Origin of the sequence: Nostoc sp. DedQUE07 (genome assembly GCF_034530975.2) — a bacterium.
Lineage (GTDB): Bacteria > Cyanobacteriota > Cyanobacteriia > Cyanobacteriales > Nostocaceae > Nostoc.
Genome location: NZ_JAVRCC020000002.1, coordinates 215,826 through 228,355, shown reverse-complemented (window position 1 = coordinate 228,355; position 12,530 = coordinate 215,826). Strand labels below are relative to the sequence as shown.

General features: G+C 41.0%; 9 protein-coding genes. 4 read left to right on the top strand and 5 right to left on the bottom strand.

Going from position 1 to position 12,530, the window contains the following annotated elements; genetic code table 11:
• Positions 1 to 167: 167 nt before the first annotated feature.
• From acs to RMZ95_RS02230, 3 genes are all read left to right on the top strand, one after another.
• Positions 168 to 2,141, top strand: coding sequence for an acetate--CoA ligase (acs, locus tag RMZ95_RS02240; protein ID WP_322683399.1), 1,974 nt, complete (start codon positions 168 to 170; stop codon positions 2,139 to 2,141).
• 127 nt (positions 2,142 to 2,268) lie between these two features.
• Positions 2,269 to 2,949: a tetratricopeptide repeat protein gene (locus RMZ95_RS02235; protein ID WP_322683398.1), complete on the top strand. Its 681-nt coding sequence runs from the start codon at positions 2,269 to 2,271 to the stop codon at positions 2,947 to 2,949.
• A gap of 560 nt (positions 2,950 to 3,509) precedes the next feature.
• Positions 3,510 to 4,289, top strand: coding sequence for a Uma2 family endonuclease (locus tag RMZ95_RS02230; protein WP_322683397.1), 780 nt, complete (start codon positions 3,510 to 3,512; stop codon positions 4,287 to 4,289).
• On the opposite strand, the gene RMZ95_RS02225 is transcribed toward RMZ95_RS02230, so the two are convergent.
• The 5 genes from RMZ95_RS02225 to RMZ95_RS02205 all read right to left on the bottom strand — a co-directional run bounded on the left by RMZ95_RS02225 (position 4,286) and on the right by RMZ95_RS02205 (position 10,315).
• Positions 4,286 to 4,867: a Uma2 family endonuclease gene (locus tag RMZ95_RS02225; protein WP_322683396.1), complete on the bottom strand. Its 582-nt coding sequence runs from the start codon at positions 4,865 to 4,867 to the stop codon at positions 4,286 to 4,288. The two genes, RMZ95_RS02230 and RMZ95_RS02225, sit on opposite strands and share 4 nt — an antisense overlap.
• 50 nt (positions 4,868 to 4,917) lie before the next feature.
• Positions 4,918 to 6,513, bottom strand: coding sequence for a DHA2 family efflux MFS transporter permease subunit (locus RMZ95_RS02220; protein WP_322670795.1), 1,596 nt, complete (start codon positions 6,511 to 6,513; stop codon positions 4,918 to 4,920).
• Between the two features lie 170 nt (positions 6,514 to 6,683).
• Entirely contained in the window at positions 6,684 to 7,943 is a 1,260-nt protein-coding gene (locus RMZ95_RS02215) for an MFS transporter (RefSeq protein ID WP_322683395.1), read from the bottom strand.
• A gap of 270 nt (positions 7,944 to 8,213) precedes the next feature.
• A complete protein-coding gene (locus RMZ95_RS02210; protein ID WP_322683394.1) occupies positions 8,214 to 9,686 on the bottom strand; it encodes an HlyD family efflux transporter periplasmic adaptor subunit in 1,473 nt (490 codons plus the stop codon).
• Positions 9,687 to 9,847: 161 nt separating this feature from the next.
• Positions 9,848 to 10,315 (bottom strand): MarR family winged helix-turn-helix transcriptional regulator, encoded by a 468-nt coding sequence (locus RMZ95_RS02205; RefSeq protein WP_094348154.1) that lies wholly within the window; start codon positions 10,313 to 10,315, stop codon positions 9,848 to 9,850.
• Between the two features lie 552 nt (positions 10,316 to 10,867).
• Here RMZ95_RS02205 and RMZ95_RS02200 point away from each other — a divergent pair.
• The gene (locus tag RMZ95_RS02200; RefSeq protein ID WP_322683393.1) at positions 10,868 to 12,526 is read left to right on the top strand and encodes a hypothetical protein; all 1,659 of its coding nucleotides are present in this window, start codon (positions 10,868 to 10,870) and stop codon (positions 12,524 to 12,526) included.
• The last annotated feature ends 4 nt before the right edge of the window (positions 12,527 to 12,530 follow it).

Here is a 12,530-nt window from a genome sequence, read left to right as displayed (position 1 = left end):
GATTCATTCAGACTTAATAATGGTATTAACTGATAAGTTCTAGATGAAAATGAATGTAAACTAAATAACTCAGCAATTTTTATCTAGCTTAACGAAAATCTAAACAGCGTCTCGCACAACTAAGCTAAAAATAGTTTTCAGTAACAATACCGCTCGTAAATGTAATCATGGCTCAACCAACTATAGAATCAATCCTACAGGAAAACCGCCTTTTTCATCCTAGTTCAGAATTCTCGCATAACGCCCATATCAAAAGTCTGGATGACTATCAGCGTCTCTACGACCAAGCCAAAGCCGATCCGCAGCAATTTTGGGCAGATTTAGCTGGAAAAGAATTAGAATGGTTCCAAAAATGGGACACAGTATTAGATTGGCAACCACCTTTTGCTAAGTGGTTCGTTGGCGGTAAGATGAATATTTCTTACAACTGCCTTGACAGACATCTCACTACCTGGCGCAAAAATAAAGCCGCATTGATTTGGGAAGGAGAACCAGGTGATTCCCGTACCCTTACCTACGCCCAACTGCACCGGGAAGTTTGCCAGTTCGCCAATGTGTTGAAGCAACTGGGCGTACAAAAAGGCGATCGCGTTGGTATTTATATGCCAATGATTCCCGAAGCTGCGATCGCCATGTTAGCTTGTGCCAGAATCGGCGCACCCCACAGCGTAGTATTTGGTGGTTTTAGTGCCGAAGCTTTGCGCGATCGCTTAATTGATGCTCAAGCTAAACTGGTAATCACGGCTGATGGTGGTTGGCGCAAAGATGCGATCGTTCCTCTCAAGGCACAAGTAGATAAAGCCTTGGCTGATGGTGCTGTTCCCAGCGTTGAAAATGTCCTAGTTGTCAAGCGCACCGGACAAGAAACTTATATGCAGTTGGGTGGACGCGACCATTGGTGGCATGATTTGCAAAAAGGTGTATCAGCAGATTGTCCCGCCGAACCGATGGACAGTGAAGATATGCTGTTTGTCCTCTACACTTCTGGCAGCACCGGCAAACCGAAGGGTGTAGTGCATACAACTGCTGGTTATAATCTGTATACCCATATCACCACCAAGTGGATCTTTGACCTGCAAGACACAGATGTATACTGGTGTACCGCAGATGTCGGTTGGATTACGGGACATAGCTACATTGTTTACGGCCCGCTTTCCAACGGTGCAACCACGATAATGTATGAAGGTGCGCCCCGGACTTCTAATCCTGGCTGTTTCTGGGATGTAATTGAAAAATACGGCGTGAATATTTTTTATACAGCACCTACAGCAATTCGGGCATTTATTAAGATGGGCGAACAACATCCGAATGCGCGAAACTTGTCTTCGTTGCGTTTGCTGGGAACCGTCGGCGAACCGATTAACCCCGAAGCTTGGATGTGGTATCACAAAGTTATTGGTGGAGAACGTTGTCCAATAGTTGATACTTGGTGGCAAACAGAAACCGGCGGTATCATGATTACACCGCTACCAGGAGCAATTCCCACTAAACCCGGTTCAGCAACCCTCCCCTTCCCTGGAATTATTGCAGATATCGTGGATTTAGAAGGAAACACCGTACCCAATAAGGAAGGTGGTTATTTGGCGGTGCGCCATCCCTGGCCAGGAATGATGCGGACAGTTTACGGCGATCCAGAACGCTTCCGCCGCACCTATTGGGAACACATTCCACCCAAAGATGGGAACTATACTTACTTTGCTGGTGATGGCGCTAGACTTGATGAAGATGGTTACTTTTGGGTAATGGGTCGTGTGGATGACGTGTTGAATGTCTCAGGGCATCGACTCGGTACAATGGAAGTAGAATCAGCCTTAGTTTCGCATCCAGCGGTTGCAGAAGCGGCGGTAGTAGGTAAACCCGATGAACTTAAGGGTGAAGAAGTAGTTGCTTTTGTGACTTTAGAAGGCACTTATCAGGGAAGTGAAGAACTGAGTAAAGAACTCAAGCAGCACGTTGTCAAAGAAATCGGTGCGATCGCACGTCCCGGAGAAATTCGCTTTACAGACGCTTTGCCCAAAACGCGATCGGGTAAGATTATGCGGCGCTTGCTGCGGAATCTAGCTGCCGGACAAGAGGTATCTGGAGATACTTCGACATTGGAAGATCGGAGTGTGTTGGATAAGTTACGAGAAGGTGTGTAAATAATTCCAAATTAGCTTAATAAGGGCGCATATATATGCGCCCTTATCGTCTCTCTTGTGATGCATTACGCGCTAACGCAGGCCAATTTATCATAAAGATTAGAACATTATTGAGGCATTCAGGGCGATGAAGGTGAAGTGCAAATCCAAATCAGCATTTGTTCAACCTGTTGGCTGCATGATGCTGAGTATTATCAGTGTAATGGGGATATCACCATTAGTGTTAGCGGTTCCTGGAAAAGTTTCTTTGCATTCGCCAGAACAGCTTGCACAGAGACAACCACAAAAAATCGCCCAATCTTCAGGTACAGATACACCAGAGCGATCGCAACTCCTGCAACAAGCCAATGGTTTATTTAGTCAGGGAGACTTAACAGGTGCAGAGGAAAATTTACGCAAATTAATTAAAAAATTCCCAGAAGATGCTTTCGGACACTTTCAACTGGGAAATGTACTTTTTCGGCAAAAGAAACCAGAAGATGCAATTAGTTCTTATCGAGAAGCCATTCGCCTTAAGCCAAAATACGCTCTAGCTTACAATGCGATCGGTGTTGTTTACGCAAGCCAAGGTCGCTGGCAAGAAGCCATTACTGAATATAAAAAAGCTCTGGAAATTAATCCTAATTATGGCGAAGGGCTGACTAATTTTGCAATAGCATTGTGGCAAACAAATAAAAAAGACGAGGCGCTATCTTCTTTAGAAAAAGCTTTAAATATTTTCAAAGAACAGAATAGAGGTGAAAAAGTTAACCAAGTAGAACGAATTTTAAAAGAGATCAAAACTGCTGATGAGCCTAGTGTTTCCTGAGAACCATATTATTCAGTGGATAAAAGTTAAAAAGAGTTGCTGCGATCGGCTTTAAAGATGCTTTGCTAGAAATGCGATCGGGTATTATGCATCTATTACTGCGGAATTTTGCATTTGGTTTGTAATGATTGTGGGGTGGGCTATCCCACCCTCTCAAAAGCATCAAAACAGAATAATTGTATTGTCATGAATGAAATATTTCTGTTAGCCAGAGAAACTGTAAGAGTGATTTTTCACATGGATGGGAGATACACAAGGGTAATCTGGGAACGTTCAGAAAATACTGCATGGGCAGGCATAGGATGGATTTTTGATATACCAACTCATGTAATACCATACGATTTACGAGCAATAGGTTCTCATTTTCTATTGTCTATAGTTAAGCCGAATGCGAATGATTGTGAGGATATAAAGAATATCCGCAGTAATCGTAATAGCTTTTTTCATATAGAAAGATTGACTTTTGTTATATAAATGGCATCTAACTTAGTCATATGTCTATTCAAAAATAGCAAAATAGCAATCTACAATAAAAATCAGACAAACCTTCGTTAAAGCCTATGACTTCCTTATCGGCATTAACTTTACCCGATCACACTCAGTTACCAGACTCAGATGGTACATTCGTGAAAAATCTTCAAGAGCATCCGCAAAGCATTTTAATTACAGATTCAATTAAACCTGTTTTAGAGAAACTTCATCCCGACAGTCAATATTGTATTGGACAAGATTCTGGTATCTACTGGCGATTAACAGATCCTCCTGAGAAAGGGGCTGAAGCACCAGACTGGTTTTATGTACCCAATGTACCACCGACACTTAACGGTAAAATGCGCCGTTCTTATGTGTTGTGGAAGGAGTATGTTGCGCCCTTAATTGTGATTGAATTTGTCTCTGGAGATGGTTCAGAAGAACGAGATAACACACCGCCATCTCAAGGTGAAGGTGGAAATGTTGGTAAGTTTTGGGTTTATGAGCAGGCAATTCGAGTGCCTTATTATGGAATTTATGAAGTAGCAAAAGCTCAAGTAGAAGTTTACCACCTACTCGATAATACTTATCAACTGATGCAACCCAATGAACGAGGACATTACCCAATTGCTCCTATGGGTGTAGAGTTAGGAATCTGGCAAGGATTTTATCAAAATGCAGATTTACCTTGGTTGCGGTGGTGGGATACACAAGGAAATTTACTGCTAACGGGTGAGGAACGTGCTGTGGTTGAGCGACAAAACGCTGAAACTGAACGACAAAAGCGGCTCTTAATTACAGAGAAGTTGCGATCGCTATCTGCTGAACAACTCAATGCTTTAGGAATTGATCCAGAAATGTTAGATTAGGAAATATTCTCATCTACTAATATTACATCTTCATATATTTCTGCGATCGCACAACGAAAATCAACGCTAGCTAAATGCACTTCTCCCTCTTGTTCATAAGGGTAAAGTACCCACTGTCCTTGTTCGTTGCGGCGGAAGCATTCTACACTCATTCTATCTGGTGAAATTAGCACATATTCTTGCAGTGATTCTAAGTGTCGGTAGCTGGCAAATTTCTTCCCTCTGTCATAGCCTTCGGTTGATTCAGAAAGCACTTCGATAATTAAGGAAGGATAGCACTTAAAATATTCAAATTCTTTATCTCGTATATCGCAAGTCACCATCACATCGGGATAAAAATAGCGATTTATGACCTCAATTTGTGCTTTCATATCTAACATATAGACACGGCAAGCACTACCCCGGAGATGGTTTCGCAGTAGTACAAACAAGTTTCCTACTACAGTTACATGAGCATCACTTGCCCCTGCCATTGCGTAGACTTGCCCATCAATATACTCGTGTTTGATTTCACTTACTTTCTCGCCTTCTAAATATTCTTCTGGGGAGATATAGTACTCACTTTGGCTAATGACCATTTTAGTACCTTAGTAGTTTTATCAAACATTTTAACCCATAGGACACAAATCTAATGAGCAACAGCGCCGCCACTTGGCTTCACCTTTTTGAGGAATAAAATGGCAATCCCACTGAGTAATAATGCAATACCAATAAAGTAGAAACAATCGTTAAAAGCCATTACAAATGCTTCCCGGCGGACTATATTGGATATAGATGCGATCGCCTGATTTTGGGCTGTACTTAAATCTGCTCCTTTACTGACAAAATACTGCGTCATTTGGTCAATTCGTTGTTGAATTTCTGGATTATATAAAGATACTCCATCACCCAATCTATTCGAGTGAAATTGCTCTCTGTTTGCTAATAAAGTCGCTAAAGAAGCAATTCCAATAGAACCGCCTAGATTCCGCATCATATTAAATAAACCACTTGCCGAACCTGCTTCTTTCGGACTCAAACCAGCAGTAGCAATAGAACTAAGCGGCACCATAATTAGGGGTTGTCCCATTGCACGCACAAATTGCGACCAGCGTAATTGATCTAACCCTGTTTCATTAGTCATTCCAGAGTTCATAAATGCACTGATGGAAAACAAAGTCACACCAAAAGCTACCATGAAACGCACGTCAAGGCGTTGCATCAATTTTGGTATGAAGGGAATAATAAACAGTTGAGGAATACCGGCCCAAATTAATACTTCACCAATTTGCAGAGCATTGTATTGTTGAATTTGAGCGAGATACAATGGTAAAATATAAATTGAACCATACAATCCTACTCCCAACGACACATTAACAATACTGGCTAAACCAAAGTTCCGCCTAAGTACAAGCCGTAAATCAATAAATGGTTGTTTACGAGTTAATTCTATAAAGAAAAATATCGCCAAAAAAATTACTGCAATTACACTTAAGCGCACAATCAACCCTGAACCAAACCAATCTTTACGGCTACCTTCTTCTAAAACAACTTGCAGGGAACCTAAGCCAATAGCCATTGCAATAATTCCCCACCAGTCACCTTGTTTCAGTAAATTAATTTGGGGTTTTTCTTGCTTAATTCCGTACCAAACACCAGCCAGCATTAATGCTCCTGGAATTACATTGATATAAAAGTTGTATTCCCAACCAAAATTTTCGGTTAACCAACCTCCTAATGTCGGGCCAATTGAAGGCGCAAAAACTGCACTAAACCCAAATGCAGCCAGTCCGACTGATTGTTTTGATTGGGGTAAAGTTGTTAATACAACTGTCATAGCAGTGGGAATTAGTACTCCTCCGCTAAAACCTTGCAAGGCGCGAAAGAAAATCATGGAATTAAGATCCCACGACCAAGCACAGCATATAGAAAAGAAGATAAAGAGTGCAGTATTGACTAATAAATAACGTTGCAGAGAAAATACTCGTGATAACCATCCTGTTAGAGGAATTACCACAATTTCTGCTACAAGATATGCGGTAGAAATCCAAGAACCTTCTTCGAGAGTTGCTCCTAAACTTGCTTGAATATCTTGCAGTGAAGCATTAGTTATTTGAATATCCAATACCGCCATAAATGCACCAAGCATACTGGCTAATACACCAATCCAGATTCTTAACGGTACACGCTCTGGTGGTAAAGCAGGATTTTGCCCTTGCTGACGAATTACACCTGTATTAGCCATAAGTTTGTTCCAGTTTCAAGGTTAAGTAGCAAAAAACTTTATTATTGAATCTTATAGCAATATGTTCTTTGCCTCTGCGCGAGCTGGAATCAGCAACGCTAAAAATTAAAAAAGAATTGCTATAGAAAGTCTCGTTAACATAAATCTAAATTTAACTGAGGTTATTTATCTTAAACTTCTTGAGTCGTAATAATCCCCTTTTGCTCATAAATTGGACGCATTATTTTTCTTAAAGCAGGTAACTGTCTGCTAAAAAGAATTGACCCTAAAATACAAGCTATCCCATCAATCATTAAAGTGTTAGGAGCGCCAATACGACTTGCTAGGAAACCTCCTAATAAATTACCTACGGGAATCATTCCCAAAAATGACATTGTGTATAAGCTCATCAATCGCCCGCGTTTATCGTCTTCAACAATGGTTTGTAAAAATGTGTTGCTAGCAGCAATCTGAAGAATTGTTCCTAAGCCAACAAATAACATTGTAAATAAAGAGAGTGGTAAAAATCTAGATAAAGAAAAGGCAATTAGACCATTTCCTAAAATTGCTGGAGCTAGAGCAATCAATTTCCCAATTCCTAAGATTGTTTGGCGCGTAGCTAGATAAATACCACCGATTAAAGCTCCAACTCCAGATGCAGCCATCAAAAAACCCAAACTTTCTGCACCACCTTTGAGAACTTGTTCGGCAATAACGGGGACGAGAATAGTGTTTTGCAGTCCCATCAGGCTGACTAAAGCTGATAATAATAAAATGGATCGAATAGGTGAGAAGCTAAAGGCATATACAAATCCTTCTTTGACTTTTTGTAAGGGATTACCATCAGTTACCGAATTTTTCCAAGGTTTAACTTTCATCGCCAATAAACCGGCGATTACAGCAACGTAGCTCAAACCATCAATTAAAAAACAATAGCCAGTTCCAACGCCAGCAATTAATAAACCCCCGATCGCAGGGCCAATTAATCTAGCTCCGTTGAACATCGTGGAATTAATCGCGATCGCATTGGCTAAATCTTCTCTGCGTTCAACTAATTCTGGCACAAAAGCTTGACGAGCTGGCGCATCTAAGGCGTTAATAAATCCTTGAAACAAGCTCAAGGCGATGATGTGCCATACCTCAATCACTCCAGTTAGCGCCAGCACTGCTAATGTTAACGATTGAATCATCGCCAAGACTTGCGTACCAATTAAGGTACGATACCGAGAAAAGCGATCTACAAATACTCCACCAAAGGGAGCTAAAAAAAAGTTAGGAATTTGACTAGAAAATCCCACAACTCCCAGCATGAATGGGGATTTTGTCAAGTCATAAACTAGCCAAATTGTGGCAAGTTGCGTCATCCACGTCCCAATTAGGGAAATACCTTGCCCAGCAAAAAACAGTTGGTAGTTTCTTGACCTTAATGCAGGTAGTAGCGGTTTTTTCATCTCAGGCTTGTTTTATACCAATCTGCTTTCATAGATATCATTTCACCCGATCTCTATACGCCTCTCTTTAGATGTAGGAGAATGTCATAGGCAGAAAGAGGTTTTTCATTTTGTTTACAGGTAATTTCGTATTTAATGATGTCTGGTTGATTACTTACTAAACCCCAAGAACCCCACCCCGCCAAAGCTACACTTTGTCTCCCCTCCCCGCAAGCGGGGAGGGGCTGGGGGTGGGGTTCTTTTATTATGGGTAATTTGGGAAACATGATATTACTTGACTTCCACCGCAACTTCCGCAGACATCCCAGGAGTAATCCGCGATTCATATCCTTGAATGCTCTTTTGGTCGAAAACTACTTTTACTGGAATGCGTTGGACGACTTTAGTAAAGTTACCTGTAGCATTATCGGGTGGCAATAAAGCAAACTGAGCGCCGGAAGCTGGCGAAATACTGTCAACACGACCGGTAAAGGTGTGATGAGGGAAACTATCTAACTTGATCTCTACTGGCTCTCCTGGCCGCATCTTTTCTAATTGAGTTTCTTTGAAGTTCGCAACTACCCAATAGCTGTTATCGACGATCGCCATTAATGGTGTTCCTGCTGCGACGCGGTTGCCAACTTCCACATTTTTCCTACCTACCCGTCCAGCACTGGGAGCGGTAACATTTACATAAGATAGTTGCAATTGTGCGTCTTTGAGTGATGCTTCTGATTGCGCGATCGCTGCTTTTGCCGCTTCGTATTGACTACGCTTAACTGTGGTATCTTGTCCGCCTGCGGTAGCTTGTTGCAATCCTCCCTTAGATGCTGCCAATTTAGCTTGGGCGTTGGTGACATTTTCTTGCGCTTGTGCTAATTGAGACTGGGCTTTGGCAACACCAACTCTCGCAGAGGCTAACCTGGCTTGAGCTTGTTGTACTCCCTGAAGAGCAGCATTCCTTTGTGCTGTAGCTACGTTAAAAGCGGCCTTGGATGCGTCTAGCTGCTGGCGAGCGATCGCACCTGATTGATACAACTGGTTGTAACGATTGTAATCTGCTTGGGCATTTTCCAAATTCGCGTTTGTTTGCGCTACCTGCGCTTGGGCGGCAGGAATCCCTGCTTCGGCTAGTCTGACTTCAGCTTGCGCTGCTGGTATCCCAGCTTGGGCTTCCTGGACTGCTGCTTGGGCTGTAGAAATTGCTGCTACTGCACTACTGACATCTCCTTGTGCTTGAGTTGTCTTACCAGTGGTGGTTTGTGAACTCAAAGCAATATTTGCTTGAGCAGCTTGCGCTTGACCACCAGCATTTTCGAGGGCGGCTTGTGCTTGTTGTACCTTACTTTCATAGTCTCGTGGATCTAACTTCACTAACAATTGTCCTGGTTGTACCAGTTGGTTGTCATTCACCAGCACTTCACTTATAGTTCCAGGAATGCGGCTACTAACTTGGTGAATATTTCCCGCAACGGTGGCGTTGTCTGTTTCCTGGTGGGTGGAGGCGTATTGCCAGTAGTGAAAACCAAAAGCGCCTGCGGCGATCGCACCTACGCCTAATCCTGCCAAAATTAAACCAGTCGGTCTTTTCCGCTTCGGTTTTGCTGGAACTTCTTTCTCCGTCTCAGGAGTTACAACAGGTGCTTCTGCTGTTGTGGATGTCTCTGTAGTAACAGTTTCTAAAGTCTCTAAATCGGGAATCACTTCTTTTTCTAAAGTTGGGGTTTTGTGTCCGTTGCGTCCGTTTAAAGTATTAGCACCCATGATTCTTACCTCGTTTGCCCGTTCAATAACTTGATTAATAGTCGTTTATTTAGAATGCGTAGTTTTCCCGGAAAAAAATCCTTATTCCTTAGTATGCGTAATATTATCTCAAAACATATCTTTACACTGCCTCCCCCGGTCGGGTGATTATAAAATCATCTTTAAGACAGGTTAGCGATCGCTCGATTCAAGATTTGGGAAAACAGTTCGCGATCGGCAAAGGAAATACCATCCATTGCTTCATCACGCACGGCTGCGGCGATTGGCGGTAAAACAGCTTCTAATTCCTTTCCTGCATCCGTGAGCCAGATCCGCCAGATGCGCCGGTCTTGAGTGTCGCGTTCGCGACGCACCAAACCGCGTTCTTCCATCCGATCTAGTACGCCTGTTAAAGTCCCTCCCACTTGTTTGAGTTTATCCCCAATACTAGAAGTAGGTAAACCATCTTCTTGCCAAAGACAGCACAACACCAACCAGTGAAATGGGGTCAGTCCAAAGGGTTCTAGCCTCTCAGTAAACTTGCGACTCAGCAGTTGTGAGACTAATTTGATTCTGTAGCCCAAATTGTATGGTGCCAGATTTTGCTGCCACGACTCTAAGGTTGGGGAGTGATTAGATGTAGAAACCATTTAGCAAAATACTTAGTGTGCGTACTATTATCATAACTAAACTAATCTTTTTTAGCAATGTTACTTTACATCTATCTTAGGGAAGAACTTGAATCAACTGGTACTCTTTTACTGTACCAAGAATGCGGTAAGACCAAGGTAATTTAGGGGACTGGTCAGCATTGATCCAAGCATAGCTCAAAACTGGTATTTGCGAAATAGAGCCTACTTGTTAGATATGAATGGGAAAATATAGGACTCATATTTGATTGCGTAAAAAAAACTCAGTACACCTTTATTCCTTCTTCCCAGTCCCTAGTCCCCGGCTTAATCCAGACAGTTCGGCTTTCATGACCTTTCGTTCTGGGTAAAAAACAGAGTGTTACTAGAATTATTGGCTTGATAAATGACCGCTCAGTACTTGAAGATTGTACAATCAGAAAAATTGAAAAAAGCTTTTAATTTTTCTAATTAACATAATTTATTCAGACATAGACGCGTGCAATGCTAATTTCACTATTACAAAAATTTTTAACAACACCTATTACTCAAAAAAGCAGACATCAATCTAGATTGACTGTTATTTTTTGGTACAGTCTCAGTCTAACTTTTGCTGTTGGTTATATTTTTATGGGGCTGCGACAAGCTTTCACCAGCAAATATATAGTGAGCGACGATGCACGGGAATATATTTCTTGGGTGTATCGTTACTTTAACCCAGATTTATTTCCTGGGGATTTAATTGCTGATTATTTTCAGTCTGTGACACCAATTGGGTATAGTATTGTTTATAAAATAATTGCAGCTTTAAATATAGCTCCAATTTTATTTGGCAAAATTTTTCCATTAGTACTGGGAGTAATTACAACTAGCTATTGCTTTATAGTTGCTATGGAGATATTACCAGTACCAATGGTGGGATTTCTCGCCTCTTTACTTTTAAATCAAAGCCTTTGCCTTCATGATGACCTATTTTCTGCTACACCTAGAGATTTTATTTATTCCCTGGTTTTAGCTTTTATATATTATTTAATACGCTCTTCAGTATTTGGTATATTAATTGTATTTGCGCTCCAATGTTTAATATACCCTATCATAGGTTTTATCAATTTATTAATTTTAGTTTTGAGATTATTTCGCTGGCAGAATGGGCAAATAACTATTTCTCGTAACCGAAAAGATTTTATTTTATTTGTAGCAGCCACTATAACTGCTGGCATCCTAATTTTACCTTATACTATTCAATCATCACAATTTGGCCCGACAATTACTGCTGCTGTTGCGAGAACTATGCCAGAGTACTGGGATGGAGGAAGATTTAGGTATTTTACTCATAATATTATTAGTTATTGGTTTGATGGTAGAGATAGCGGTTTTTTTGCTTTAATTGCACCTCCTCAACTATTATTTGGTTTATTTTTACCAATTATCCTGAAATTCCAATCTCACTTTCTGCTAACCAAACAAGTAAAGGATGAAGTCAAACTATTACTACAGGTAGTAATAGCTAGTTTAATCATGTTTTTTACTGCCCATGCCTTAGCTTTTAAATTGCACTGGCCTAGCCGCTACACCCATCATACTTTTAAGATAGTACTTGCTCTTGCAGCAGCAATCTCTATTACCTTAATTTTAGATGCTACATTGCGATGGTCAAGACAAAATGGCAGACAAATTTTAATCTTGGGGACTATTACGATTCTTGGTGCAGGACTCATTTTGTACCCTAATAGCTTAAAAGTTTTTCCTAAAACCCCTTATTTAGAAGGTCAAGCCCCAACATTATATAATTTTTTGCAAAAGCAACCGCAAAATATTGTCATAGCCTCTACTTCCCAAGAAGCAGATAACATACCCATCTTTGCTCAAAGAACAATTTTGGTGGGTAAAGAATATGCATTACCGATTCATACAAAATATTACGCTCAATTTCGCCAGCGGATGATTGACCTGATTAATGCTCAATATACTGATGATATTAATCAGGTTAAAGACTTTATTCAAAAATACCATGTAACTTTTTGGTTATTAGAACGTTCTGCGTTCCTTTCAGAATATATAACTAAAAACACTTGGCTACAACAATATCAGCCGGCGGCACAACAAGCAAACGCAAATTTACAAAAGGCTTTACCTGTTTTAGCAACATTAATTAACTCTTGTACAGTTCTTGAGACTGATAATTTAGTTCTTCTGAAAACAGAATGTATCAAAGCAGTAGCGAAAACTTGAATAT

What these genes read in the sequence shown, in the direction of transcription:
- acs (WP_322683399.1), top strand. Translation starts at nt 168, where the DNA reads ATGGCTCAACCAACTATAGAATCAATCCTACAGGAAAACCGCCTTTTT.
- RMZ95_RS02235 (WP_322683398.1), top strand. Translation starts at nt 2,269, where the DNA reads ATGAAGGTGAAGTGCAAATCCAAATCAGCATTTGTTCAACCTGTTGGC.
- RMZ95_RS02230 (WP_322683397.1), top strand. Translation starts at nt 3,510, where the DNA reads ATGACTTCCTTATCGGCATTAACTTTACCCGATCACACTCAGTTACCA.
- RMZ95_RS02225 (WP_322683396.1), bottom strand. Translation starts at nt 4,867, where the DNA reads ATGGTCATTAGCCAAAGTGAGTACTATATCTCCCCAGAAGAATATTTA.
- RMZ95_RS02220 (WP_322670795.1), bottom strand. Translation starts at nt 6,513, where the DNA reads ATGGCTAATACAGGTGTAATTCGTCAGCAAGGGCAAAATCCTGCTTTA.
- RMZ95_RS02215 (WP_322683395.1), bottom strand. Translation starts at nt 7,943, where the DNA reads ATGAAAAAACCGCTACTACCTGCATTAAGGTCAAGAAACTACCAACTG.
- RMZ95_RS02210 (WP_322683394.1), bottom strand. Translation starts at nt 9,686, where the DNA reads ATGGGTGCTAATACTTTAAACGGACGCAACGGACACAAAACCCCAACT.
- RMZ95_RS02205 (WP_094348154.1), bottom strand. Translation starts at nt 10,315, where the DNA reads ATGGTTTCTACATCTAATCACTCCCCAACCTTAGAGTCGTGGCAGCAA.